Annotated in this window: 1 pseudogene; it reads right to left on the bottom strand. The window is 58.4% G+C overall.

The annotated features are described in order from the left end of the window. Nucleotides 1-177: 177 nt before the first annotated feature. Nucleotides 178-421, bottom strand: a pseudogene (locus tag QCE79_RS34435) (hypothetical protein); the annotation flags it as partial.

The following is a 421-nucleotide window of genomic DNA, read 5'->3' as shown; positions in this document are numbered from 1 at the left end:
CCGATGCATAAACAAGTGAACACGCCTCGACGCCCCACCGCATAGGGCATATTGTCAATCGGCGCTGGCGTTGTGTACCAACCTGTGTACCAACGCCGTGCGGCAGCACTGTTGCTGGTGTACCAACTCGGTTTCAGCGCATCCCCAGCGATAAAAATGGAGGGCGTCCGAATAGTGCTATTCACTAGTTGCGAAGATCTCGTTGCCGTCCACCGTCGTGGAGTGCTCATGTATCCGGCGGATCATGACGCCATGGGACTGAGCGCGCTTCGCAAACGCACGAGCGCGGTTATAGACCGTGCCGCGCGAGCACTGAAGCTGGTGCGCGATCACTTTGATGTTGGCGCGATACCAGTACACGCCAAGGAAGCACTCCGCGTCACCCGCGAAATCGGGTCGTTCGCAAAGCGCGTGAATCGCC

This window comes from Caballeronia sp. LZ003 (assembly GCF_031451465.1).
Lineage (GTDB): Bacteria > Pseudomonadota > Gammaproteobacteria > Burkholderiales > Burkholderiaceae > Caballeronia.
Note: the sequence above shows the minus strand (reverse complement) of the source record. Positions and strands in the feature narration are given on the sequence as shown.